Annotated in this window: 21 protein-coding genes; 9 read left to right on the top strand and 12 right to left on the bottom strand. The window is 73.6% G+C overall.

What is annotated here, in order from left to right; all coding sequences use genetic code 11:
• Positions 1-45: 45 nt before the first annotated feature.
• Positions 46-288: a DUF5302 domain-containing protein gene (locus ACWEO5_RS18210; RefSeq protein ID WP_452163318.1), complete on the bottom strand. Its 243-nt coding sequence runs from the start codon at positions 286-288 to the stop codon at positions 46-48.
• Positions 289-405: 117 nt separating this feature from the next.
• Positions 406-537 carry a hypothetical protein gene (locus ACWEO5_RS18205; RefSeq protein WP_452163317.1) on the bottom strand — a complete coding sequence of 44 codons (132 nt, stop codon included), beginning with the start codon at positions 535-537 and terminating at the stop codon, positions 406-408.
• A 140-nt stretch (positions 538-677) separates the two neighbouring features.
• Between ACWEO5_RS18205 and ACWEO5_RS18200 the strand changes: the two genes are divergently transcribed.
• Complete coding sequence (locus ACWEO5_RS18200) at positions 678-1,499, top strand: integrase (protein ID WP_452163316.1); 822 nt, start codon at positions 678-680, stop codon at positions 1,497-1,499.
• A gap of 57 nt (positions 1,500-1,556) precedes the next feature.
• Here the strand turns inward: ACWEO5_RS18200 and ACWEO5_RS18195 are convergent, their stop codons facing one another.
• Positions 1,557-2,105, bottom strand: coding sequence for a maltokinase N-terminal cap-like domain-containing protein (locus ACWEO5_RS18195; protein ID WP_452163315.1), 549 nt, complete (start codon positions 2,103-2,105; stop codon positions 1,557-1,559).
• A 99-nt stretch (positions 2,106-2,204) separates the two neighbouring features.
• Between ACWEO5_RS18195 and ACWEO5_RS18190 the strand changes: the two genes are divergently transcribed.
• The gene (locus ACWEO5_RS18190) at positions 2,205-3,101 is read left to right on the top strand and encodes a hypothetical protein (protein ID WP_452163314.1); all 897 of its coding nucleotides are present in this window, start codon (positions 2,205-2,207) and stop codon (positions 3,099-3,101) included.
• Between the two features lie 138 nt (positions 3,102-3,239).
• On the opposite strand, the gene ACWEO5_RS18185 is transcribed toward ACWEO5_RS18190, so the two are convergent.
• From ACWEO5_RS18185 to ACWEO5_RS18175, 3 genes are all read right to left on the bottom strand, one after another.
• Positions 3,240-4,427 (bottom strand): hypothetical protein, encoded by a 1,188-nt coding sequence (locus ACWEO5_RS18185; protein ID WP_452163313.1) that lies wholly within the window; start codon positions 4,425-4,427, stop codon positions 3,240-3,242.
• A gap of 218 nt (positions 4,428-4,645) precedes the next feature.
• Entirely contained in the window at positions 4,646-5,509 is an 864-nt protein-coding gene (locus ACWEO5_RS18180; RefSeq protein WP_452163312.1) for a hypothetical protein, read from the bottom strand.
• Positions 5,510-5,651: 142 nt separating this feature from the next.
• On the bottom strand, positions 5,652-6,155 hold the full coding sequence (locus ACWEO5_RS18175; protein WP_344559385.1) for a SigE family RNA polymerase sigma factor: 504 nt from the start codon (positions 6,153-6,155) through the stop codon (positions 5,652-5,654).
• A gap of 344 nt (positions 6,156-6,499) precedes the next feature.
• Here ACWEO5_RS18175 and ACWEO5_RS18170 point away from each other — a divergent pair, with 344 nt between their 5' ends.
• Positions 6,500-7,927 (top strand): DUF2079 domain-containing protein, encoded by a 1,428-nt coding sequence (locus tag ACWEO5_RS18170; RefSeq protein ID WP_452163311.1) that lies wholly within the window; start codon positions 6,500-6,502, stop codon positions 7,925-7,927.
• 49 nt (positions 7,928-7,976) lie between these two features.
• Here ACWEO5_RS18170 and ACWEO5_RS18165 read toward each other — a convergent pair whose 3' ends face one another.
• On the bottom strand, positions 7,977-8,408 hold the full coding sequence (locus tag ACWEO5_RS18165) for a MarR family winged helix-turn-helix transcriptional regulator (protein ID WP_452163310.1): 432 nt from the start codon (positions 8,406-8,408) through the stop codon (positions 7,977-7,979).
• A gap of 62 nt (positions 8,409-8,470) precedes the next feature.
• Here ACWEO5_RS18165 and ACWEO5_RS18160 point away from each other — a divergent pair, with 62 nt between their 5' ends.
• Positions 8,471-9,259: an alpha/beta fold hydrolase gene (locus ACWEO5_RS18160; RefSeq protein ID WP_452163309.1), complete on the top strand. Its 789-nt coding sequence runs from the start codon at positions 8,471-8,473 to the stop codon at positions 9,257-9,259.
• A 188-nt stretch (positions 9,260-9,447) separates the two neighbouring features.
• Positions 9,448-10,332, top strand: a complete 885-nt coding sequence (locus tag ACWEO5_RS18155; RefSeq protein ID WP_452163308.1) for a hypothetical protein — start codon at positions 9,448-9,450, stop codon at positions 10,330-10,332.
• Between the two features lie 548 nt (positions 10,333-10,880).
• Here the strand turns inward: ACWEO5_RS18155 and ACWEO5_RS18150 are convergent.
• Complete coding sequence (locus ACWEO5_RS18150) at positions 10,881-11,837, bottom strand: pirin family protein (RefSeq protein ID WP_452163307.1); 957 nt, start codon at positions 11,835-11,837, stop codon at positions 10,881-10,883.
• 135 nt (positions 11,838-11,972) lie between these two features.
• Positions 11,973-12,461, bottom strand: a complete 489-nt coding sequence (locus ACWEO5_RS18145; RefSeq protein WP_033251964.1) for an SseB family protein — start codon at positions 12,459-12,461, stop codon at positions 11,973-11,975.
• Between the two features lie 214 nt (positions 12,462-12,675).
• On the opposite strand from ACWEO5_RS18145, the gene ACWEO5_RS18140 reads away from it, so the two are divergent.
• Entirely contained in the window at positions 12,676-14,505 is a 1,830-nt protein-coding gene (locus tag ACWEO5_RS18140) for an acyl-CoA dehydrogenase (protein WP_452163306.1), read from the top strand.
• Between the two features lie 253 nt (positions 14,506-14,758).
• Positions 14,759-16,060, top strand: a complete 1,302-nt coding sequence (locus tag ACWEO5_RS18135) for a M18 family aminopeptidase (protein ID WP_452163305.1) — start codon at positions 14,759-14,761, stop codon at positions 16,058-16,060.
• Positions 16,061-16,123: 63 nt separating this feature from the next.
• Here ACWEO5_RS18135 and ACWEO5_RS18130 read toward each other — a convergent pair whose 3' ends face one another.
• Both ACWEO5_RS18130 and ACWEO5_RS18125 read right to left on the bottom strand, forming a co-directional pair.
• Positions 16,124-17,944 (bottom strand): NHL domain-containing thioredoxin family protein, encoded by a 1,821-nt coding sequence (locus tag ACWEO5_RS18130; RefSeq protein ID WP_452163304.1) that lies wholly within the window; start codon positions 17,942-17,944, stop codon positions 16,124-16,126.
• Between the two features lie 44 nt (positions 17,945-17,988).
• Positions 17,989-18,990 (bottom strand): Fic family protein, encoded by a 1,002-nt coding sequence (locus ACWEO5_RS18125; protein WP_452163302.1) that lies wholly within the window; start codon positions 18,988-18,990, stop codon positions 17,989-17,991.
• 286 nt (positions 18,991-19,276) lie between these two features.
• Between ACWEO5_RS18125 and ACWEO5_RS18120 the strand changes: the two genes are divergently transcribed.
• Positions 19,277-20,374 (top strand): hypothetical protein, encoded by a 1,098-nt coding sequence (locus ACWEO5_RS18120; RefSeq protein ID WP_452163301.1) that lies wholly within the window; start codon positions 19,277-19,279, stop codon positions 20,372-20,374.
• A 2-nt stretch (positions 20,375-20,376) separates the two neighbouring features.
• Here ACWEO5_RS18120 and ACWEO5_RS18115 read toward each other — a convergent pair whose 3' ends face one another.
• Positions 20,377-21,054 carry a phosphotransferase gene (locus ACWEO5_RS18115; protein ID WP_452163299.1) on the bottom strand — a complete coding sequence of 226 codons (678 nt, stop codon included), beginning with the start codon at positions 21,052-21,054 and terminating at the stop codon, positions 20,377-20,379.
• A 248-nt stretch (positions 21,055-21,302) separates the two neighbouring features.
• Between ACWEO5_RS18115 and ACWEO5_RS18110 the strand changes: the two genes are divergently transcribed.
• A complete protein-coding gene (locus ACWEO5_RS18110; RefSeq protein ID WP_452163298.1) occupies positions 21,303-22,091 on the top strand; it encodes a phosphotransferase in 789 nt (262 codons plus the stop codon).
• Positions 22,092-22,260: the final 169 nt, after the last annotated feature.

Genomic DNA, 22,260 nt, shown 5'->3' with positions numbered 1-22,260 from the left:
CCGCGCGCTGCGCGGGGCCGGCCGTCCGGGGTGCGGGTCGGGCGCTCAGCCGCCGCTCTTGCGGCGGAAGGTGCGCTTGCCGCCGGCCGCGCCGTGGGTGCCGTGGATCTTCGAGTCGCCGCCGGGGCCGCCGGCCGAACCGCGGCCCCCGTTGCCCTTGCGCTGCAGCGCGGCGAGGAACTTGGCCTTCTGGTCGTCCGGGCCGGCGGCGGCGGCCTCGGTGGCGGAGTCGGCGTCGGCGGTGGCGTCCGGCGCGGGCTCGGCGGCCGGGGCGGTGTCGCTGCTCATGGGGACCTCCTGGACGGGAAGCGGGTGTGCTGAGCACACCCTGTCATGCCGACGGGGGTTGCTGTCAGCCGATATCGCGCTCCGCCCGTCCCGGCGCGCCGTGCGGCGCGGCTCCGGTCAGCCCTGCCGGGCCGTGCCGTGCGGGTGCTGCCGGTCCTCGCGGTACTGCAGGCCGCCCATCATGAACAGCAGGGTGAGGACCGGGAAGCCGATCGAGGCGATCACCAGGACGAAGAACTGCCAGACCATGGGGAGGCTCCTGTCGCGGAGGGGGTGCGGTCGATTATCGGACTTTGCCCCATTATGTCCGATTGCCGTCCGGTCACTCCCGGGAGGGACCGCGGTCGGCCCCCTGTTCGGGACCGGGCCGCGGCCGCAGACTGGTGGGCATGCGGGTAGAGCTGGCAGTCGACGCGCGCCGCCCCGACCGGGCCAACGAGGACTTTGCGGTCGCCACCCCGGAGGCACTCGTCCTCCTGGACGGCTCCAGCGCCCCGGACACCCTGCCGTCCGGCTGCACCCACGGCATCGCCTGGTACGTCCGCCGCCTCGGCGTCCACCTGCTGGCCAGGCTCACCGACCGGACCGACCGGCCGGCCGCCGACTGCCTGGCCGACGCCATCGCCGAGACCGCCGCCCTGCACGGCGACAGCTGCGACCTGGCCAACCCGGCCACCCCCGCCGCGATGGTGGTCGCCGCCCGGCTGCGCGAGGACACCCTGGAGTACCTGGCGCTCGGCGACTCCCTGCTGGTGCTGCACCTCAAGGACGGCCCGCCCCGGGTGATCGGCGACAACCAGCGCTTCCCCGGCGGCGAGGCGCTGCGCCGACAGGTCTGGTCGACCGTCCCGGGCACCGCCGAACGCGCCGCGCTCTACCTGCGCTACGCCGTCGCGGTCCGGGCCGCCCGCAACACCGGCCACGGCCCGTGGATCGCCGCCGCCACCCCGCACGCCGCCGGGCACGCCGAGACCGGCACCGTCGCCCTGGCCGACCTGCACGGCGTGGCCGCCCTCTCCGACGGCGCCGCCCGCTACACCGACCGCCTGGGCCTGGGCAGTTGGGCCGACGCCGTCCGGCTGCTCGCGGAAGCCGGCCCGGCCGAACTGATCGCCCAGGTCCGGGCCGCCGAACGCTCCGACGCCGCCTGCCTGCGCTGGCCCCGCGGCAAGGCCCACGACGACGCGGCCGCGCTCTACGCCCGCCTCTGAGACCGTCCCGACCCGCCGTCAGATCCGCTGGTCAGAACCGCTGGTCGGCCCCGGTGGTCAGCCCCGGCCGTCCGCCACGAACACCGCCCGCCGCACCGAGCCGTCCGGCGCGGTGTACGGGGCGACCGCCTCGCCCGGGGCGGGGTCCCCGGCCGGGGTCAGCAGGCGGCGCAGCACCGGCTCGACCGGGCCCGTCACCGGCGCCACCACCACGTCCTCGTCCACCGCGTCGCTCTCGCTCTGCCGCTGCGGCACCGCCTCCCCGCGCAGCAGCCGCGCCAACTCGGCCCGCACCACCGGGTCCTGGGCCCCGTCGTAGAACCAGCGGGTGCCCAGCACCCCGTGCTCGGACGTCCCGATCAGCGCCCCCTCCGGCGCCCCCGCCAGCGGCGCGCCCCGGTACGCCATCGCCACCAGGTAGGCGTCCCGGCCGTCGGCCACCGTCATCAGCTCGATGCCCACCTCGCCCGCCGGGTCGTCCAGCCGGAAGCCCCCGGCCCGCACCAGCTCCCCGCCACCCGGCCGGAACCACTCCTGTCCGGGCAGCCAGGCCGCCAGCAACTCCAACTTGCCCGGCTCCAACGTGGTGTGGTGAATCGTCGCCATGCCGTCCTCCCGGTACCGCGGTGCTTTCCGTACCTGCCCAGCCTACGGACGGTCCCCGCCGGTAGCGTGGAGGCCGGAGCCGAGCAGGGGGAGGCGGACGTGGGGATCAGGCAGGTCGGCGAAGGGGCCGGACGGCGGGCCGGGGCGGCGCTCGGGTCGGTGACCGGGGCGGTCTCGGGCGCGGTGGCCTCGGCCCGGGCCAGGGCCGGGTCGGACTGGGCGCGGCGGGCCCTGGAGACGCACCCGAAGCCGGGCGTGCCGCCGACCGAGGACTGGGAGGTCTCGCTCGCCGGACTGGTCGGGCGGCTCCCGCACGTCCCGGGCCCGGCGGTGCGGCTGCTGCACCTGCTGGACGGGCTCGGCCAGGTCGCGGTCGGGCCCGACGAGGTCGGCTTCGACGGGGAGTCCGTCGCCTGGGGCAAGGTGCTGGAGATCCGCTGCCACAGCACCGTCGACCTGCTGCCGGACGTGGTGGTCGAGCGCGAGGTGGACCGGATCCGCGAGTTCCTGCCGCCCGTCCCCGGCCGCAAGTGGCTGGTCACCAGGGCCGCCGAGGCGCTGCTCACCCTCGCGCTGGCGGCCACCGCCGCCGCCGAGCGGCAGGAGCGCGCGCTGCCCTGCGAGATCGTCGCCAAGAACCTGATCGGCCGTCCGAAGACCCTGGCCGGCGGCCTGTTCGCGGCCTCCGCGCTCACCCTGATCCCGGAGGCCGGCGAGGCCCTGCTCGCCACCGCCCGCGAACGCGGCATCCCGGTCACCGTCGTCGACGACCCGATGACCGGCCTGCACGCCGAACGCGCCGCCCGACTCCGCGGCACGGCCGACCGCCTCACCGAGGCACTCCGCCGCCTGCGCGCCGCCGACCCCGACCCCGGCCCCGAAGCCGAGCCCGACCCCGAAGCCGAGCCCGGCCCCGACCCGGACAAGGCCGCGGCGGGCGCCGCCGCACTCGCCGGACTCGACCTGCCGCCCGCCCCGCGGCCACCGCAGGACTGACCTGCCGCCTGGCCAACTTCCCTCCGCCGCACGGGAGATCACCCCGGCCGGCTCGGCCGTGTCGGCCCCCGGACTGCCCGCGCGTCGACCCTCCGGACGCGCGGTCGCGTCCGGAGGGTCGACGGTGGGGCCGGTCGGTCAGCGGGTGACGGAGAAGGGGCGCTCCACGCGCGTGTCGTCCGGGCCGGCGTAGTCGGTGCCGGTGACGGTCAGCCGGCCCGCGACGTTCACGATGCCGCTGGGGCGGCGTCCGCCGGTGGTGGTGCTCTGCGGGAGGTCCAGCGACTCCCAGCCGTGGCGGGTGAGTCGGGCGCCGGTCGGCTGGTAGACGCCGCCGGCGAGGGACGCGCCGACGACGGCCACCCCGTCCTGGGTGCGGACGAGGCCGTAGAGCCGGCCCGCGGCGATGCCGGTCTCCTGGTACGTCCAGCGGTGGCCGTCGTAGTGGGCGACGGCCGGCTTGTCCCGGCGGGACGAGTTGATCTCGGCGCCCGCCGCCCAGATGTCGTTCGGGCCGAGCGCGAGGAGTTCGGTGAGTTCGCCGGGGCGGGTGTCCAGTTCCGGGGTGGCGGCCTTGGTCCAGGAGCGGCCGTCGTAGTGCAGCAGCAGCGGGCGCGGCCAGCCGTCCTCGTTGCCGACGCTGCCGGAGGCCCAGATGTCGGTGGGGCTGTTGGCGACCACGGCGGAGAGCGTCCAGTAGTCGGTGCCGAGGTCGGGGGTCGGCACCGACTGCCAGGCCCGGCCGTCCCAGTGGTCGATGACGCCGTAGAAGGTCAGGTAGTCGTCGGGCTGGTAGTAGCCGACCGCCCACACGTCGTTCGGGTCGCCGGCCGTCGCGAACCCGGTGAGCCCGCCGCCCATGGCGTGCTCGTGCAGCGGTGCCTCCTGGGTCTGCCACTGCCCGGCGCGGTACCGGCTGACGGAGGCGGTGGTGCCCTGTCCGCTGCTGGTCACCCAGGTGCCGCCGGAGCCGTCGGAGCTGGCGGTGCGCCCCTGCACGCTGTCCGGGAGGGCGAGTTCGCGCCAGGAGCCGTCGGCGCCGTCCCGGGTGTAGGCCAACCGGACGGAGCTCTGTTCCCGGCCCTGCCCGACCGCCCGGCTGCCGAGTGCCCAGGTGCTGTGGCCGCCGACCCGGACCGGCTGGTTGAGGATGCCCTCACTGTCCGGGAGGGCGTCCGTCCGCCAGGTGCGGGCGTTCGCGTCCTGCGCCTGGGCGTTCTGCGCCAGGGTGCCCGGCGGTGGCACGGACTGCGCGTTCGCGGGGGCGGCCGCGACCAGCAGGGCGGCGGTCAGCAGCAGGGTGGTCGCGGCGGTGCGGTGTCGCATCGGTCTCTCCTCTTCGTCGGGTGGCGGCGGACGCGGGTCCGCCGTTCAAGACATGTGCATGACACAGATGTGCCGTGAGTCGCCGACCGGGCGGTCTCCGGCGGACGGGTCTCCGGCGGACGGGTCTCCGGCAGACGGGTGTGCGGTGGCGGGTGGTCGGTGGCGGGTGCCGAGATCGGGGGCCGGCACCCGCTCCGGTTCGACCGGGCGGCGGGGTGCTACTCCTCGTACGCGGGGCCGGAGAGCTGGGCCTCCTCCACCGGGTGCTGGTCGCCCTCGTCCAGCAGCGCCATCACGCGCGGCTGCTGGGCGAAGGCGACGACCTGGTCGACCGGCACCGGCGACGAGGACCGGTGCTGCCCGTACGGCATGATCCCCACGTACGCGTCGCTGTTGCCGAGCCGGAAGCTCACGCTGATGCTGGTCAGGCCGTCGCTGTCCACCGACCGCCAGGTGGTGCCGGTGATGGTGCCGGTCACCTGGACCCGCTTGCAGGTCGAGGTCTTCACCTGCACCTCCTGCCCGATCGGGGTGTTCTCGCAGGGCCCGTCCGACGGGGCCCCGTCGCTGTGCGGACGCACCGAGAGCCGCAGCAGCAGGTCACCCTGCGGGGACTGCGCCAGGTAGTCGGAGACCTGGTCGCTGAGCAGGCTGATCGAGCCGATCTCCGTCGGCAGCAGGTCGTGCAGCACGTTGGCGCTGCGCTGCCGGAAGTCCTCGATCCGCTGCCGCTCGGCCTCCGGGACCACCGGGACGGACTGCGAGGCGTCGGGCGACGCGGTCGGGACGACCGTCGTGGTCGGGAAGACCTGCGGGCTCGCGGTCGGCGCGGCGGCCATCTGCAGCGGCGCGGGCCCCGCGCCCCCGCCCGTCGGGCCGGGCAGGAAGGCCAGCCCCGTCACGGCCAGCGCCGCCGTGCACACCACGGCCCCGCCGACCGCCAGCCGCGCCCGCAGCCGCCGCCGGCGCCCCTCCCGCACCGCCCCGGCCGTCAGCCCGACCGGTTCGGCCAGCTCGTCGGTGACCCGGGCCATCGCCCCTCTGACGAACAGCGCCCCGGGGGCCTGCTCCTTCTCCTGCATGTCGAAGCTCCTTCACGGTGTCTGGTTCCTCGGATCCCCGGCCCACCGCGCGCACCCGGCTTCGGGCGTGCGGGTTCGGCGGCGCAAGGGAGTTGTGTGCGGTTGCGGGTGCGCACTCGGACGGCCGCGCGGACGGCCGGGTTCAGGCGGCCGCGTACGGGCTGGACTCGCCGAGCTGCTCGCGGAGCCTGGCCAGTGCGCGCGAGCACTGGCTCTTGACGGTGCCGGTGCTGCAGCCGAGCAGGTCGGCGACGGTCTCCACGCTGAGGTCCTCCCAGTACCGCAGGACCACCATCGCCCTTGCCCGGACCGGCAGTTCGGCCAGCGCGTTCATCAGCGTCACCCGCAGGTCGCTGTCCTCGCCGGGCGTGCTCTCGGGCCGCGACGCCAGCAGGCCGAGCCGCCGGGCCACCGCGCGTCTGCGCTGCTCGCCCAGGAACGTCCGGGTCAGCACCGTCTTGGCGTAGGCGTCGAGGTGTTCCATCCGCGACGCCCGCCGCCAGTGCGCGAACAGCTTGGCCAGCGTCGTCTGGGTCAGGTCCTCGGCCCGGTGGGTGTCCCCGCACAGCAGGTACGCCGTCCGGTACAACCGGCGCCCGCACGCTGCCGCGTACTCCTCGAATGTCAACTCGTCCTGCCCGCGCATCCGTTCCCCCGCCCCTCCGGCGACCCGCCCCTGTCGACCGTTCTCAATGCGCGGGGGCCCGGGAAGGTTGAGCCGGAACGCGAAGAACCCGCACCCGCCGCCTCACGGAGGTCGGATGCGGGCACCTCGCGGGGTCAGGGCCCCACTTTCTCGCAGGCCACCCCGTCGTGATCAGGAGGGCCGGGTGCCGTTGGTCGGAACCACGATCAGCCGCAGGGCGTCAGCGGTTCCCCTCCTGGTCGTGGACGCGGACGCCGGGGGGAGCGGGTGTGGAATCATCGCCCGGGTCGTGTGCGGGGATCCTGGGCGGAACCGTCCCGCCTGGAACGGAGGGAGCGGTCGGCTTGAGCAGTGCCGTTGCGGCGCTTCCGCGCAGGGGAGCGCCGGAGGGCGCCGCGGCCCCGGTGCGGGTCGTCGGTGCGCGGACGACGGCTTGGGGGGCGGCCGGCTTCTTCTTCGCCCTGTACGGCCTGTTGTCCGTCCTGCACCACCGCCAGATGCTCACGGGCGGGTTCGACCTGGGCATCTTCGAGCAGGCCGTGAAGGCGTACGCCCACGGCGATGCCCCGGTCGTTCCGCTCAAGGGGCCGGGGGTCAACGTCCTCGGGGACCACTTCAGCCCGATCGTCGCGGTGCTCGCCCCCTTGTACGCCCTGTTCCCCGGCTCGGTGACGCTCCTGCTGGCCCAGGCGGCGCTGGCGAGCGTGTCGCTGGTCCCCATGGTCGGCTGGGCCTTCGCCGCCTGCGGGCGCCGTGCCGCGTACTGGGTGGCGTTCACCATGGGCTGCTCCTGGGGCCTGGTGCAGATGGTCTACTTCGATTTCCACGAAGTCGCCTTCGGGGTGCCGCTGCTGTCCTTCTCGCTGGCCGCGGCCGGGCAGCGGCGCTGGAGCCGGGCCGCCCTGTGGGCCCTGCCGCTGGTCCTGGTCAAGGAGGACCTCGGCCTGACCGTCGCCTGCCTGGGCGGCTACCTGGTGTTCCGGGGACGCCGCCGGCTGGGGGTCCTCCTCGCCCTGTTCGGCCTCGCGGCCACCGGCCTGGAAATGGGCGTGCTGATTCCGGCCATGAGCAGGAGCGGTGCGTTTTCCTACGGCAGTCAGGTGTCCTCCGCTTCCGCCGGTCTCCTCGCCTCGCTGTTCTCGGTCTTCGTGCCGCTGCGAAAATGGGTGACCGCCGTCATGCTGGTGGCCACCACCGGGTTCTCCGCCCTGCGGTCTCCGATCGTCTTCCTGGTCCTGCCGACGCTCGGATGGCGATTTGCGGCAGATAATCCCCAGTACTGGACCGACCTTTTTCATTACAACGCGATTCTCATGCCCGTTGTTTTCGCCGCCGCGATCGATGCCCGGGCGAACGGGAAATCGCTCCTCGGTCTCCGTGCGACGCTGGTGGTGAGCCTGCTGTTCACCACGGCGATGATCCCCAGGACGCACCTCGTCGACATCGCCGCACCCCGCATGTGGGCGACCTCCGCCCACAATGCCGCGGCGCAGCGACTCATCGCACGGATTCCGGACGGCGTGACCGTGAACGCCTCGAACAGGATCGCCGTGCGACTCATCAGCAGGACGACGGTCAGCCTGCCCTGCCCCTTCACCTACTCGACTCCGCTGGAGAATCCCGAGTGGGTGATCGTGGACGCCGCTGACCCCACCGGCTCGAACTGTTCGTTCAGTCGGCTCGCCCAGACCATCGGCCAGGAGCCGCAGGACGGTTACCGGCTGGTGAGCCGCCAGGAAGGCATCAGCCTCCTGGCGCGCACCGCCGGATGACCTGGCGCCCCGGCTACGCGCCCGGCTACGCGCCCGGCTACGCGCCCGGCTACGCGCCCGGTTCCGCGTCCCGTTCCGGGGTGAGGCGCCGGAGCAGGCCGAGCAGGGTCGCGCGGTCGGCGTCGGGCAGGGCGGAGAAGCAGTCGGCGAGCACCTCGTCGGCCACCTTGTGACCGGCCGTCAGGACCTCCGCGCCGCGCGGCGTGAGGTGGTGCTCGATGCGCCGGCCGCGGCCCGGCCGGCGTTCCACCAGGCCCTGCGCCGCGAGACGGCCGACGAGCGCTCCGAAGGACTGCTCGGTCTGGAACGTCGCCGCGGCCAGTTCGCGGGCCGATGACCCGGGCGCGCGGTCGATCGCCCGCAGCGCGTCCCACTGGGCCAGCGTCGTGCCGACGGCCGAGAGTGCGCTGTCGAGGGCCCGGTGCTGCCGGTACTGGGCCTGTTTGACCGCCCTGCCGAGTTCTTGCAGCTCACCATGCATGGTGTGAGTCTACGACATGACTAAGCTAGCTTATATAAAGATATTTAGTTACCCTGCTCGGCATGCCCGAAGACGCAACAGCCCGGTACACCGACCTGTCCCTCACCGTGTCCGAGGCCGGAACCGGCCGACCGGTCCTGGTCCTGCACGGCGGCGGCGGCCCCGCCACGGTCGCCGGCCTCGCCCGGCACCTCTCCCGCACCGCCCGCACCCTCACGCCCGTGCACCCCGGCTGGGACGGCACCCCCCGCCCCGGGTGGCTCACCGGCATCGACGACCTCGCCCACGCCTACCTGCACGTCCTGCGCGAACGCGGCCTGCGCGACGTCCTCGTCGTCGGCTCCTCGCTCGGGGGCTGGATCGCCGCCGAGATGGCCGCGCGCGACAGCACGGGGAGCATCACCGGACTGATCCTGATCGGCGCCGTCGGCGTGGCGGTCGAGGCCGAACCGATCGCCGACTTCTTCGCCCTCGACGCCCGCGGCCTCGCGGAGCACTCCTGGCACGACCCGGACCGCCACTACCTCGACCCGGCCGACGTCCCCTCCGGAGAACTCGCACGCCGACAGGCCAACGCGGCCACCATGCGCGCCCTCGCCGGCGACCCCTACATGCACGCCCCCGACCTGCTGCCCCGGCTCGGACGGGTCCGGGTGCCCGCCCTCCTGCTCTGGGGCGAGAGCGACCGCATCGTCACCCCCGCCTACGGAGCGGCGTACGCCGAAGCCTTCGCCGACGCCCGCCTCGAAGTCATCCCCGAAGCGGGCCACCTCCCGCAGCTCGAACGCCCGGAACCCACCTTCGCCCTGATCGACGCCCACCTGCGCCGCGACCAGGAACAGGCGCGCTGAGCGCCAAAAAGGTCTCCTGACCTGCCATTTGACGCCTGAACAGGACCGAAGCGGCACGATAACGTCCGCTTGCCGACCGTGTCGGTTTTCGGGTGGTACGTGTGCTACGTTCCGCGTCGGAAACGGAAATAGTGGACCCCGGCGGTGGTGGAACACCCCGGGGCCTGGCATCAGGAGCAGCAACTCCCATGCATGTTCATCGTAGCGCGCACGCGCGCAATTTCACGGTGCTGCCCAACGAGGTCTTGCAGGACCGCCGGCTCACCTACACCTCCCGGGGACTGCTGATCGATCTGCTGTCGCGGCCGGACGGCTGGCGGGAGGACGGTCGGCACATGGCGGACACCAGCCCGCAGGGGCGCCGGGCGGTCTACAACGCGCTGAAGGAACTCGTGCTGGCCGGGTACTACCGGGTCGTGAAGGTCCAGCAGGACGACGGCACGATCGTCAGCGAGAACCACGTCTACGACACCCCGCAGTCCCTGCTCCTACCGGGTGCCGCCCTACCGGGACCCGGCTCACCGGAGCCCGACGCGGCTGTCGTCCTTCCAAAGGACCCGGACAAAGAACCCGCCCTCCCCGCCGCGAGGGCCGGGCGGCGGGAGGTGGTGGTGGTGAACGGGCGCCTGCGCGAGGCGGCGGCCCTGCTGCTGCGGGTGGTCCGGCCCGAGAAGCGCCTGCGGATCGGCCAGGCCGAGGCCGAGGACCTCGCGCCGCTGGTGGTCCAGTGGCAGGAGCGCGGGGCGAGCGCGGCCGACCTGGCCGCCGCGCTGCTGTACGGCCTGCCCCACCCGATGCACTCGGCGTTCGCCGTGCTCCGCAACCGCCTGGAGCGCAAGATGCCCCCCGTGCCCGCACCCCCGGCAACGCCCCGCTACGCCGAGTGCGCCCGCTGCCACGACCCCGTCCCCCGCCCCGGCATCTGCGCGCCCTGCGCGGGCCTGGCCCCCCGCACCCCCGCCGTCGGCGGCGGCGCGGCCGCCACCCGCACCGGCGCCGCCCGCGTCCGCGACGCCCTGCGCGCCGCCAAGAGCGCGCTCCCGCTGGGCGTGCCCGCCACCTTCACCGGGTAGCCTCCGACCCCAACCACCTTCCCGGCAGCCGGAGTTCACGAGGAACTCGCCGAAGCCGTCGCCCATGGCCAGGGCCGCCAGCACTTCGCGGTGATCGTCCCCGTCTCCGTACAGGCGCACGGAGATCCGGTACCCGTCCGCGATCTCCGCCACCTTCGCCTCCTGCCCGGTGGCCCCCGCCAGCCGCTCGGCAACCGCCCACGCCCGTTGCCGCAACACCCCCGCCGCCCCACCCGTTCAACGGACCTCCGGCCTCCACGAAGGACAGTGCCCGCGGACACCCGCCCCGGAAGCTCCGGATGCGGCTGGCACGACCGGCCGTGCGCGGAATGTCCGCAGTAGCATCCGTGAACCACTGACCAGTTGACCGAAGGGGAACGGGCATGACCGCCGGCACGGCGGACACTGTGGCCGGTGCGCGCGAGGCGGGGTTGCCCGTGACGGTCGTGTGGCCGGACGGCGCGGCTCGCTGCGGCGGCTAGCCGGAACGGCCGGAGCCCGCACCGGGCGCCGGGGCGGGGTGCGGGCTTCCGGCCGTTGTCAGCGGGTCAGTTGGCGTCGGCCGGGACGGTGCCGAGGCGGCCGGCCTGGAAGTCCTCCATAGCCTGCTGGAGTTCGCGGTGGCTGTTCATCACGAACGGGCCGTAGTGGGCGACGGGCTCGCGGATCGGGAGGCCGCCGAGGAGGACCACCTCGAAGTTGGCGGAGCGCGAGTCCTGCTTCTCGTCGGCGCGGATGGTGAGGCTGTTGCCGTCGCCGAAGACCACGGCCTGGCCCATGTGGAACGGACGCCGTTCCTCGCCCGCCGAGCCGCTGCCGGCCAGGCCGTAGGCGAGGGCGTTGAAGTCCGGGCGCCAGGGCAGGGTGACCTGTGCGCCGGGGTTCACCGAGACGTGGATCATCGTGATCGGGGTGTGGGTGGCGCCGGGGCCCTGGTGGCCGTCGAGCTCGCCCGCGATGACCCGGAGGAGGCCGCCGCCGTCGGCCGAGGCGAGGAGCTTGACGCTGCCGCCGCGGATGTCCTGGTACTTGGGGGCGATCATCTTGTCCGCGGCGGGCAGGTTCACCCAGAGCTGGAGGCCGTGGAAGATGCCGCCGGACATGACCAGCGACTCGGGCGGGGTCTCGATGTGCAGCAGGCCCGAGCCCGCCGTCATCCACTGGGTGTCGCCGTCGGTGATGGTGCCGCCGCCGCCGTGCGAGTCACGGTGGATGAAGGTGCCGTCGATGATGTAGGTGACGGTCTCGAAGCCGCGGTGCGGGTGCCAGGGGGTGCCCTTGGGCTCGCCGGCCGCGTAGTCCACCTCGCCCATCTGGTCCATCATGATGAACGGGTCGAGGAACTTCTGGTTGATCTTGGCGAAGGCGCGGCGGACCGGGAAGCCCTCGCCCTCGTAGCCCTCCGGGGCGGTGGCGACGGCCAGCACCGGGCGGGCAGTGGCGCCCTCGGCGGGAGCTGCGACGCGCGGCAGGATCAGCGGGTTCTCGACGGTCACGGCGGGCATGTCGGCCTCCTTCGGGGTCTGTGGCCTACGTCCACCACAGTAGTTCAATTCTCAACCACTCGCAAGGTTGAACGTTGAACTATCGGGGCGCATTCCCACCGGGGAGGCGGAGGCGGAGGGGAAGCCGGCGGGGGGTCAGCCGTACATGCGGCGCATGGTGAAGTCCACCATCTGCTCGACCGCGCGGGCGTCGAAGACCATCCGGTGCTCGCCCTCCATGTCCAGGGCGAAGCCGTAGCCGGTGGGCAGCAGGTCGAGGATCTCGGCGCCGGTCACCGAGAAGTGCTTGGACTCCTTGCCCGCGTACCGCTTCAGCTCCTTGAGCGAGCTGAACATCGGGATCACCGGGGTCGGGGTGTTGTGCAGGGCCAGGAAGCCGGGGCGGTCGCCGCGCGGGCAGTACACCTTGGAGGTGATGAAGATGGCCTGGAAGTCCTCCACGGGCATCGCGCCGGTGGTGAAGGCGCGCACCGCGTCCGCGAGCGAGGGCGGGGAGGGCTCGGGGTAGAGGGACTGCTGGGCGGCCTGCGGGTCGCCGTACCCGGGGCCGGGCATGCCGGACATTCCCTGCTGCATCTGCTGCTGGTAGGGGTCCTGGTAGGCGCTCTGCTCGTAGCCGTACACGGGGACAAGGCTATCGGGCCGGGCCCCGCTTGGGGGCGGGTGATCCGCACAATCCCGGGCGGGGCGCCATTGTGGGACGTGACCACGTTCATACCCCGGTCACGTCAGGGGGCTTGAACAAGTTACCAACGGGTAGCATCATGGGGCGTACTGGTGGGTAAGCGGTGCGCCGGCAGCGGCCGCCCGTGGAAGCAGACGAACCGGAGAAACGGTCATGGGTCACTACAAGTCCAACCTGCGGGACGTGGAGTTCAACCTCTTCGAGGTGTTCGGCCGCGACCAGGTGTACGGCACCGGTCCGTTCGCCGAGATGGACGTCGACACCGCGAAGAACATCCTCAGCGAGATCTCCCGGCTGGCCGAGAACGACCTCGCCGCCTCGTTCGTCGACGCCGACCGCAACCCGCCGGTGTTCGACCCGGAGACCAACACCGCTCCGATCCCGGCGACCTTCAAGAAGAGCTACCAGACCTTCATGGACGCCGAGTGGTGGCGCCTGGGCATCCCGGAGGGCATCGGCGGCCAGGTCACCCCGAACTCCCTGGTCTGGGCGTACGCGGAGCAGGTGCTCGGCTCCAACCCGGCGATCTGGATGTACTCCTCCGGCCCGGCCTTCGCCGGCGTCGTCTACGACGAGGGCACCGAGGAGCAGCAGAAGGTCGCCCAGCGGATGGTCGAGCGGCTCTGGGGCGCCACCATGGTGCTGACCGAGCCCGACGCGGGCTCCGACGTGGGCGCCGGCCGCACCAAGGCGGTCAAGCAGGAGGACGGCTCCTGGCACATCGAGGGCGTCAAGCGCTTCATCACCTCGGGCGAGCACGACATGTCCGAGAACATCGTCCACCTGGTGCTGGCCCGCCCCGAGGGCGGCAAGCCGGGCACCAAGGGCCTGGGCCTGTACATCGTGCCGAAGTACGACTTCGACTGGGAGACCGGCGAGATCGGCGAGCGCAACGGCGTCTACGCCACCAACGTCGAGCACAAGATGGGCCTCAAGGCGTCCAACACCTGCGAGATGACCTTCGGCGCCAAGCACCCGGCCAAGGGCTGGCTGCTCGGCGAGACCGTCGACGGCATCCGCCAGATGTTCAAGATCATCGAGTTCGCCCGGATGATGGTCGGCACGAAGGCCATCGCCACCCTGTCCACCGGCTACCTGAACGCGTTGGAGTACGCCAAGGAGCGCGTGCAGGGCGCCGACCTCGCGCAGTTCATGGACAAGACCGCGCCGCGCGTCACCATCACCCACCACCCGGACGTGCGCCGCTCGCTGCTGACCCAGAAGGCGTACGCCGAGGGCATGCGCGCCCTGGTCCTCTACACCGCCTCGGTGCAGGACGACATGCTGGCCGCCCGCCTGCGCGGCGAGCACGACGCCGCCGCCGAGCGGCTGAACGACCTGCTGCTGCCGATCGTGAAGGGCTACGGCTCGGAGAAGTCCTACGAGCAGCTCGCCCAGTCGCTGCAGACCTTCGGCGGCTCCGGCTACCTGCAGGAGTACCCGATCGAGCAGTACATCCGGGACGCCAAGATCGACACCCTGTACGAGGGCACCACCGCGATCCAGGGCCAGGACTTCTTCTTCCGGAAGATCGTCAAGGACGGCGGCCAGGCGCTGACCGCCGTCAACGAGCAGATCAGCAAGTTCCTCGCCACCGGCGAGGGCGGCGCCGAACTGGCCCCCGAGCGCGACCTGCTGGCCAAGGCCGCCGGCGACCTGGAGGCCATCGTCGGCACCCTGATCGCCGACCTGACCGCGGTCGAGCAGGACCCGAAGAACATGTACAAGGTGGGCCAGAACACCACCCGCCTGCTGATGGTCTCCGGCGACGTGGTGGTCGGCTGGCTGCTGCTGCGCCAGGCCGCCGTCGCGCTCGCCAAGCTGGAGGCCGGCGCTTCGGAGAAGGACGTCCCGTTCTACCGGGGCAAGGTCGCCGCCGCGAAGCACTTCGCCCGCAACGTGCTGCAGACCACCGCCGCGCAGCGCCAGATCGCCGAGAGCGTCGACAACGAGCTGATGGAGCTGGCCGAGGAGGCGTTCTGATCCGGCGCGCCCGCCACAGGACCGCCTGACCCACCCTCACCCCGCGGGGCCCGGTACTGCACCGGGCCCCGCGGCGTCGTTCCGGGCGGCCCGCCGCGCCGCTCCCCGCACGGCACCGGGCCCATGTCGCGCTGCGTTCACTGTTGTGTCACCGTTGCGGACTTCCCGAGGTCCTGTCCGTGTACGGGCATATGCTCGTGGTGCGGACCCGCAAACCCCACCAGGTCCGCCCCGCCTTCTACCCAGGAGCAAAATGTCGACCGCCGCCCGAACGGCCCACTTCGACCGGAAGCACACGGACGACCTGATCGCCTTCCTCGCCGCCTCCCCCTCCCCGTACCACGCGGTGGAGAGCGCGGCCGAGCGGCTGGAGCGGGTCGGCTTCCGCCGGGTCAGCGAGACGGCGGCCTGGGACGGCGACGGCGGCGGCCGCTACCTGGTGCGCGGCGGCGCGCTGATGGCCTGGTACGTGCCGCAGAACGCGACGGCCGCGACCCCGTACCGGGTGGTCGGCACCCACACCGACTCGCCGAACCTGCGGGTCAAGCCCGTCCCCGACACCAGCTCGGCGGGCTGGCGGCAGGTCGCCGTGGAGATCTACGGCGGCGTCCCGCTGAACACCTGGCTCGACCGGGACCTCGGGCTCTCCGGCCGGCTCGCGCTGCGCGACGGCAGCACCCGGCTGGTGCACCTCGACGAGCCGCTGCTGCGGGTCCCGCAGCTGGCCATCCACCTCGACCGCGGCGTCAACGACGGCCTCAAGCTCGACCGCCAGCGCCACCTGACGCCGATCTGGGGCATCGGCGGCACCACCGAGGGCGCCCTGCTGGAGTACGTCGCGGACAGGGCCGGGCTGGCCGCCGCCGACATCGCGGGCTGGGACCTGATGGCGCACGACGTGCAGCCGCCCGCCTACCTGGGCCGCGACCGCGAACTGCTGGCCGGGCCCCGGCTCGACAACCAGCTGTCCGTGCACGCCGCCACCGCCGCGCTGGCCGCGGTCGCCGAGGCCGGCGGCGACCTGCCCTACATCCCGGTGCTGGCCGCCTTCGACCACGAGGAGACCGGCAGCGAGTCCGACACCGGCGCGCAGAGCCCGCTGCTCGGCAACGTGCTGGAGCGCTCCTGCCACGCCCGCGGCGGCACCCTGGAGGACCGCGCCCGCGCACTGGCCGGCACCGTCTGCCTCTCCTCGGACATGGGCCACGCCGTCCACCCCAACTACAGCGAGCGGCACGAGCCCGGCCACCACCCGATGCCCAACGGCGGCCCGATCCTCAAGGTCAACGTCAACAACCGGTACGCCACCGACGGGGTCGGCCGGGCGGTGTTCGCCGCCGCCTGCGAGAAGGCCGGCGTGCCGTGGCAGTCCTTCGTCTCCAACAACGCGATGCCCTGCGGCACCACGATCGGCCCGATCACCGCGGCCCGGCTCGGCATCACCACGGTGGACTGCGGCATCGCCGCGCTGTCCATGCACTCCGCCCGCGAGCTGTGCGGCGCCGAGGACCCGCACTACCTGGCGAGCGCGATCAAGGCGTTCCTGGAGGGCTGATCCGGGCTCCCGGATCCCTCCGGACGACGGGGGCGGGCCCGCGGGCCCGCCCCCGTCCGCGTCTCACTCCATCCCGGCCAGCACCAGCGGCAGCCGGCTCGCGCCGCCCGCCACCAGCCGCACCGGCACGCCCCAGTCCTGCTGGTGCACGTGGCAGGCCGGGTACTCGATCTCCGGGTCGTCGTCGCAGGACGCCGCCATCGCCGAGACGTGCAGCACGCCCTCGGCCACCTCGGCGGAGAGCACCAGCTCGCGGCTCAGCGCGCTGTCCGCGCCCGCGCCGGACACCAGCAGCTCCGGCGGCGTCGCACTGACCAGCAGCCGGGTCGACGGGCCGTAGCGCTCGTCCAGCTTCTGGCCGGTCGGCGCGGCGAACACCACGTCCAGCCGCAGCGCGCCCGGGGCGACCTCGGTCGCGGCCCGCCGCGTGCGGTGCGCGACGGCCTCCACCCGGACGGCCTCCTCGGGCAGCCGCAGCCTGGTCAGCCGGTGCCGGGCCGACTCCACCACCACGATGTCGCCGTCCACCACCACCGCGCCGGACGGCTCGCGCAGGTCGGTGGCCAGCGTGCTGACCTCGTCGGACGCCGGGTCGTAGCGACGCAGCGCGTGGTTGTAGGTGTCGCTGACCGCGACCGAGCCGTCCGGCAGCACGGTCACGCCCAGCGGGTGCTGCAGCAGCGCCTGCCCGGCCGCGCCGTCCCGGTGCCCGAAGTCGAACAGGCCGGTGCCGACGGCGGTGCGCACCTCGTGGGTTCCACGTGAAACCCGGCGCAGCGCGGAGGTCTCCGAGTCGGCCACCCACAGCCGCCCGCCGTCCGCCGACACCGCCAGGCCGGACGGCTGGGCGAACCACGCCTCGTCGGCCGGGCCGTCCACCAGGCCCTCGTTGGTGGTGCCCGCCGCGACCCGCACCGTCCCGGCGGCCGGGTCGAAGGCCCACAGCTGGTGCACGCCCGCCATCGCGATCCACACCTCGCCGTCGAAGAACGCCACGTCCCACGGCGAGGACAGGTCCACCCCGCGGGCCGGGCCCGAGGTCGGCGAACCCTGCCACCACTGCTTCCCGGTGCCGGCCAGCGTGGTCACGCTGCCGTCCGCCAGCCGCACCCCGCGCAGCGCGTGGTTCACGGTGTCGGCCACCACCACGTCGTAGCCCAGGTCGAGGCCCTCCGGCACCAGCGCCAGGCCCTGCGGCTCGCTGAACCGCGGCTCGGCGCCGTCCACCAGCCCGCGCACCCCGTCGCCGATCCGGCGCACCACCCGCTCGCCATCCCCGTCCAGCTCCACCAGCGAGTGGTGCCCCGAGTCCGCGACCAGGTAGTGCCCGTCCGGCAGCCGCACCGCCTTCCCCGGGAACCGCAGGTCACCCGCCTGCGGCTCCGGCGCCACGTACGGCCCGTCACCGCGCCGCAGCGTCCCCTTCGCCGCGTGCTCCGCCTCCAGCTCCTCCACCAGCTTCGCGATCGCGTGCGCGTGCCCCTCGCCCGCGTGCTGGGCGACCACGTACCCCTCCGGGTCGATCACCACCAGCGTCGGCCAGGCCCGCACCGCGTACTGCTTCCACGTCACCAGCTCCGGATCGTCCAGCACCGGATGGTGCACCTCGTACCGGGCCACCGCGTCCACCACCGCCCGGTGGTCGGCCTCGTGGACGAACTTCGGCGAGTGCACGCCGACGATCACCACCGTGTCCCGGTGCTTCTCCTCCAACTCCCGGAGTTCGTCCAGGACGTGGAGGCAGTTGATGCAGCAGAAGGTCCAGAAGTCCGCGATCACGATCTTGCCGCGGAAGTCGGCCAGGGACAGGTCCTTGCCCCCGGTGTTCAGCCATCCGCCCCTGCCCACCAGTTCGGGGGCGCGGACGCGTGCACGATAAGTCATGCCCCCAAGTCAACCTCATCGCGCCGCGGGAGCAGGCCCTGCACTCAGACTCCGTCGGACTTGGGCCTGCGCTGGTGCTTGGCGGCCTTGTAGGCGTCCACGGACTTCCGGGACGACCGCCACACTCCGTCCGGGCCCTGTACGGCGTTGAGCCGACCCCGCTGGGCCGCCTGCCGCAGTGCGGCGAGGGAGTGCTCGGCGTCCACGAGCGCCGCGAGCGGAACCAGTCGCGCGGGGCCGGCCACGTTCGGCACGATGAAGCGGTTGAGGTTGTCCTCCATGGCCCGGGCGATCAGCTCGCCGAGGGCGCCGCAGTCACCCGCGTCCGCGCGGTGCAAGGCGGCCAGGTAAGCCTCCCGCTGCCTCTTGAGGATGATGATCGGCGGATAGCCCAGGCGGACGAGAACGAGGTTCATCACCAGACGTCCTGTTCGGCCGTTGCCGTCGAGGAACGGGTGAATGCGTTCGAACCGGTTGTGGATTCCGGCCAGGACCTCCGGGAGCGGCCGGCCCAGTTCCTCGCCGCTCTCGATCTGCTTGCCGAAAGCACAGACCTCGCCGACCCACTGCTCGACGTGGGCAGGAACGAGTGGCCACTTCGGAGGCGTCATGCCCTCCGCGAACGGGTGGATGTCGTGCTCCCGGAAGCTGCCGGGGCCTTCCCGGTCGGTGGCTTCCGGATGGGGTGCGACGTTCCAGACCGGCGACATGGTGACGTGGTGGACGTGGCGGACCTCGCCAAGCGTGATCAGCCGTCCGTCATGCCACGCGTCCGGCTCAAGGGCTTGCCCGTAGACCCAACGGGCAGCATCCGCGTAGCCCTGGACCTCGTTGTACTCCTTCAGCGGCTTGGCGCCGACGGCTCGACCCCGGTCGAGCAGCGCCTCGACTTCGCGAAGGACCAGGGTGTTGCCTTCGAGCGCAGTCGAGTGGTGCGCTTCCTGGTGCCAGATGTCGTCCCAGATCTCCCGGGCCTCCCGGGGGCTGGGCAGTCCGCCGAAGCGCTCGTTCAGCTCCGCCAGGGCCCCGCTCAGCCGCTGGTACACCGTGCTGCGACTGGGCCTGCCCCTGCCTGCCATGCACTTCCTCCCCGAGAGTTGATACATGCTCGCGATTGCTAATTGAACTTATCAACTTCGAGTGGGGATTTTGCCCGGTCGTCTCGGCGTCACTCCGAAGGGTGACCCTCCTGCCAGCGCGCTCCGGTCAGCAACGGCGGCTGTCACGGACCGACCGCCTCCAGCCTCCTGCGGACGGTGCGGCACCGAGTCAGGGGTCCAGGGGTGAGGGCGGTGCGGGCCCGCCGCCGGGGCTCTGGCACGATCGCCCGCCGTGAGGAACGAACTGCTCCGGCGCTGGGCGCTGGTGGACAAGGTGTACCGGGTGGCCCTGGCGGTGGGCTGCGCGGCAGTGTGCCTGCCGTACGTGAGCGGTGGCGTGACGGCGCTGCCGCCCGCCCTCGGGGCGATCACCGGGACGTACGCGCTGCGGTGGCTGTGGGCGGGCCACCTGGTCGGGCCGGGGCGGTGGCTCGGGCTGCGAGCGGGCGGCTGGTCGTTCGGCGTCGGGGCAGTGGTGCGCACCACGATGGGGCGGGGCGGGCCGCGCTACCTGCGGCGGATCCCGCTGCCGGTGCTGGCTCCCGCCGCCCTCGGCACCCGGACCGGGACGCCGCTGCGGCCGGGACGGCTGCTGCTCGTACTGCTGCCGTTCCTCGCGGCGGCCGCGCTGCTCTCGCAACTGCTGGCCCTGGCGGGCGGCGGCTTCGGCCGGGCCGCCGCGGCGCTGTGCCTGCTCGGGGCGGTGCGGCCGGTGCTGCTGACGGCCGCGGTCAGCTCGGTCCCCACTGCCGGGAGCCTGCCCGCGGGTCTGCCGGAGGTGCTGGTGACGCTCCAGCGTGACGTCGCCGGGGCCCGCCGCCTGCTGGACGCACTCCCGGACGGCCCCGACACCCGAAGGGCCGCCCTGAGCGTACTGCTCGCCGAGGGCCGCTACCGCGAACTCGCCGACTTGGCCGCGGAGTTCACCGCAGACGGGGACGAACACACCGCCCTGGTGCACGCCCGGGCGCTGGCCTACCTCGACGAGACCGGTGCCGCCACCGACACCGACCGCGCCGCCTTCCGCACCCGGTACGCCGAGGCGTGCGGCCTGCCGCGCGAGCTCCGCGCCGGCACCGACCTGGCCGCCCTGCGGGAACTCGCCCTGGGCCGCGCCGACCAGGCCGTCGTCGCCGCCCGCTCGGCCGCCGCCGTCGCCAGCCCCCCGCTGCGCCGCGGCATGGCGTACGCGACTCTGGCGCTGGCCCTGCACCGGGTCGGCCGCGCCGAGGAGGCCCGTGCCGCGCTGGAGTCGGCCCGCGCGGCCGGTCCGGCGACCGCCCGGCTGGCGTTCCTGACCGAACTGATCGGCGCCCCCGCGAAGGCGTGAGCTCAGGTCCGGTCCGCGCAGGCGCGGACCAGGGCGACGGCCGCGTCCAGCCGTCCGTGGTCCGCGGCGTCGAGTCCCGGGTCGGCGGCGCGGCGGGCGCGGGCGGCGGCGAGGTGGTGGGCGGTGAGCGGGGGCAGGCCGTGCAGCAGGGGGACGAGCATGGCGGGGGCGGCCTCGGCGTAGGCGGGCGGCATGCCGAGCAGGGCTTGGGCGAGGATGACGGCGCTCATCGCGACGTCCAGGCCGGGGTCGCCCTCGGCGGCGGTCGCCCAGTCGATGACGACCGGTCCACGCGCGGTGAGCAGGACGTTCTCGGGGTGCAGGTCGAGGTGGAGCAGCCGGTCGCCGGGCCGGGCGGCGGTGCGCGGCGGGACGGCGTGCAGGCGGCGCAGCAGGTCGGCGAGCAGCCGTCCGGCGTCGCCGGGGGCCAGCGTCCCGGTGGTGACCGCCCGCGCCACGGTGGGGCCGTCGAGCCGTTCCATCAGCAGGTCGGTGGGCCGTTCGCCGGGCCACGCGGCCGGTACCGGGTAGCCGTGCGCGGCGAGGTGCGCCATCAGTTCGGCCTCGCCGCGGGCGTCGGCCCCGGTGCGGTAGCGGCGCAGCACCCGGCCGTCGGGCAGCGCGAAGACGTCGGCGGTGCGGCCGGTGCCGAGCAGTTCGCCGGGTTCGGAGGCGCTCACGACCGGGCCGCCCGGGCGAGGTCGAGCGCCTGGTGGAGGCTGCTCGGACCGGACCCGGCCGGTCCCCGGGTGACGGCGATCGGACCGCTCCGGCCGGTGCCCCGTTCCGCCGGCAGTTCCTTCTCCGCCGGCCTGCCGTGGACGTTCTCGAACACGCTTCCCCCGTGCGTCCGTGCTCCGCGCCGCGGTGCCCGCGCCGCCCGGAAAACCGGGTGCCGCCCGCCCCGCCCCTGACCGACAATGGCGGAATGATCGCATACGTCCCCGAGGGTGGCACCGAAATTCCGTCCGCGGTAGCCGAGTTGGCCGCCGGCGAGCCGGTCGTCGCGGTGTGGCGCAACGCGCTGGACGGCCTGACGTTCCGGCTCGGTGACGGCCCGGGGCGGCGGTTCGTGAAGTGGGCGCCGCCCGGCAGCGGGGTCGACTTCGCGGTCGAGGCCGAACGGCTGGGCTGGGCAGCGCGGTTCACCGCCGTCCCGGAGGTGCTGGGGCTGGGCGGCGACGAGCGCGGCAGCTGGCTGCTGACGGCCGGCCTGCCGGGGCGCTCGGCCGTCGACGAGGAGCTCAAGCGGGATCCGGCGACGGCGGTGCGGGCGATCGGCGAGGGCCTGCGGGCCTTCCACGAGGCGCTGCCGGTGGCCGGCTGCCCGTACGAGTGGACCGCGGCGCGGCGGGTCGCCCGGGCCGTCGAGCTGCGCCGCGACCCGGCCGACTGGCACGAGGACGTGCGCCACCACGGCACGGTGGACCGGGCGCTGGCGGTGCTGGCCGACCCGCCGCCGGTCGACGTCGAGGTGGTCTGCCACGGGGACGCCTGCGCCCCCAACACCCTGGTCGGCGCGGACGGCCGGTTCTCCGGCCACGTCGACCTGGGCGCGCTGGGCACCGCCGACCGCTGGGCGGACCTGGCGGTGGCCTCCTGGAGCACGGTGTGGAACTACGGCCCGGGCTGGGAGCGCCCCCTGCTGGCGGCGTACGGCGTCGAGCCGGACGCCGAACGCCTCGCCTACTACCGCCTGTTGTGGGACCTGACCTAGTGCCGCGTCAGGCAACCTTCGCCCGTCGCGACGCCCGGCACGCACTCTCGCCGCACCGGCCGAAAACCCAAGTACATCCAGTACGAGGGCTTCCGGCCGGCACGCCGATAGCACGCACCGGACGCCGCTCCTTCCCGGCGAAGGCTGCCTGACGCGGCACTAGCCACCG

Source organism: Kitasatospora sp. NPDC004272, from assembly GCF_053603035.1.
Note: the sequence above shows the minus strand (reverse complement) of the source record. Positions and strands in the feature narration are given on the sequence as shown.

Bases quoted from the DNA above. Each gene is read 5' to 3' on its own strand.
- ACWEO5_RS18175 (WP_344559385.1), bottom strand. From the start codon at position 6,155: ATGCGCGGGCAGGACGAGTTGACATTCGAGGAGTACGCGGCAGCGTGC.
- ACWEO5_RS18185 (WP_452163313.1), bottom strand. From the start codon at position 4,427: ATGCGACACCGCACCGCCGCGACCACCCTGCTGCTGACCGCCGCCCTG.
- ACWEO5_RS18110 (WP_452163298.1), top strand. From the start codon at position 21,303: ATGATCGCATACGTCCCCGAGGGTGGCACCGAAATTCCGTCCGCGGTA.
- ACWEO5_RS18195 (WP_452163315.1), bottom strand. From the start codon at position 2,105: ATGGCGACGATTCACCACACCACGTTGGAGCCGGGCAAGTTGGAGTTG.
- ACWEO5_RS18165 (WP_452163310.1), bottom strand. From the start codon at position 8,408: ATGCATGGTGAGCTGCAAGAACTCGGCAGGGCGGTCAAACAGGCCCAG.
- ACWEO5_RS18180 (WP_452163312.1), bottom strand. From the start codon at position 5,509: ATGCAGGAGAAGGAGCAGGCCCCCGGGGCGCTGTTCGTCAGAGGGGCG.
- ACWEO5_RS18200 (WP_452163316.1), top strand. From the start codon at position 678: ATGCGGGTAGAGCTGGCAGTCGACGCGCGCCGCCCCGACCGGGCCAAC.
- ACWEO5_RS18135 (WP_452163305.1), top strand. From the start codon at position 14,759: ATGTCGACCGCCGCCCGAACGGCCCACTTCGACCGGAAGCACACGGAC.
- ACWEO5_RS18140 (WP_452163306.1), top strand. From the start codon at position 12,676: ATGGGTCACTACAAGTCCAACCTGCGGGACGTGGAGTTCAACCTCTTC.
- ACWEO5_RS18160 (WP_452163309.1), top strand. From the start codon at position 8,471: ATGCCCGAAGACGCAACAGCCCGGTACACCGACCTGTCCCTCACCGTG.
- ACWEO5_RS18130 (WP_452163304.1), bottom strand. From the start codon at position 17,944: ATGACTTATCGTGCACGCGTCCGCGCCCCCGAACTGGTGGGCAGGGGC.
- ACWEO5_RS18150 (WP_452163307.1), bottom strand. From the start codon at position 11,837: ATGCCCGCCGTGACCGTCGAGAACCCGCTGATCCTGCCGCGCGTCGCA.
- ACWEO5_RS18205 (WP_452163317.1), bottom strand. From the start codon at position 537: ATGGTCTGGCAGTTCTTCGTCCTGGTGATCGCCTCGATCGGCTTCCCG.
- ACWEO5_RS18155 (WP_452163308.1), top strand. From the start codon at position 9,448: ATGCATGTTCATCGTAGCGCGCACGCGCGCAATTTCACGGTGCTGCCC.
- ACWEO5_RS18210 (WP_452163318.1), bottom strand. From the start codon at position 288: ATGAGCAGCGACACCGCCCCGGCCGCCGAGCCCGCGCCGGACGCCACC.